Source organism: Aquirufa sp. TARAVU-A1A, from assembly GCF_054558675.1.
In genome coordinates, this window is sequence record NZ_JBPXKP010000013.1 from 1 (window position 1) to 1,326 (window position 1,326).

The following is a 1,326-nucleotide window of genomic DNA, read 5'->3' on the forward strand; positions in this document are numbered from 1 at the left end:
TGAGTCGTCCTAAAATAGGTTGACAGTTTTAGATTGATTTTAAGGGGTCGGAGAATATATTTTCTTCGACTCTTTTTCATGAATAAAGTTAGGGGTTTTCATGTTTAAATTTAGGTGGGGTCTCTCATTATTGTACGTTTTTATAGATTCTTTAATTAATTTTTCTAGCTCCTTTCCTGTATTACATTTTTCGAACAAGAACTCTTGTTTGAGTATTCCATTCATTCTTTCTGCCAACGCATTTTGATAGCAATTTCCTCCTTCCGTCATGGAAGGGCTTATGAATGCCTTGCTCAAGGCATTTTGATAAACCGTTGAGCAATATTGTAAACCTCGATCTGAATGATGAATCAATGGCAAACTGGTTTTTCGGTTTTTCACTGCCATATTGAGTGCTTTTACAATGTGTTCACTACTCATATCATCACTTAATTCATAGCCCATAATTTTCCGACTATAGGCATCAGTCACTAGACTTAGGTAATGCGTTCTCTCCTTACTTTTTATGTAGGTTATATCACTTACAAATACTTGCTCTGGCCGCGTTAATTTACAATCTAGATAGAGATTGGGGTATTTTCGTAACCAATGATTTGAATTCGTGGTAATCGTATAATTTTTCACGCGTTTAATGAGCATGTTTTCCCATCTCAAATAACTAAACAAGCCATCGCGGCCAATTTTTATGCCGGATTGTTTTATGTCGTCTTTCAACATGGCATATAGTTTGCGCGTACCTACTCGAGGCATTAGTATGCGCTTACGCGTTATCATGGGCTTTAACTTGGCTAAGCTATCCATACGTGCGAGCTTTCGCTGTTGTGATTGATACAGGGCTTGCCTGCTAATCCCAAACAATCGACATGACCGAGAAATGCTTAAGGCTTTTTCTTGGTGGAAGTACTGGACTGTTTGGGCGAAAGCTTTTTTCTAATGGATGTCCCGAATTGACTATCCGCAACATCAATCATGCGATTCAAAATCATGTTTCGAAGCTTTTCATCCTCAAGTTCGCGCTCCAATCGCTTGATTTGTTGAGCAGGAGTTTCTTTTGAATTTGGACTGGACATAAAATGTAAGCTAGGTTTAGACCAGTCTAAGTTACCATGTTTTCGTAACCAACACAATACGGTGCTTCTTCCTTGAATACCATAGCGACGCTGGGCCTGTTTATAAGTCAATTCGCCTTTTTCAACTTGGGCGACTACCGATAATTTAAAGCCTAAATTGTAATCACGCTGATTGCGCTTTTGAGGTCTGACTTGATCCTCTGATGTATTCTTTTCCATAAGTCGATTTTATGTCAACTTATTTTAGGACGGGACA

The 1,326-nt window shown here is 38.5% G+C and carries 1 protein-coding gene; it reads right to left on the reverse strand.

Annotated features, from left to right (window positions below; all coding sequences use genetic code 11):
- Window positions 1-39 precede the first annotated feature (39 nt).
- Window positions 40-1,289, reverse strand: a protein-coding gene (locus V7S75_RS12040) for an IS3 family transposase (protein ID WP_459514227.1) whose coding sequence is annotated in 2 segments (ribosomal slippage) — window positions 40-920 and window positions 920-1,289 — 1,251 coding nt in all. Because the reading frame shifts where the segments join, the coding sequence is not laid out codon by codon here.
- Window positions 1,290-1,326 lie beyond the last annotated feature (37 nt).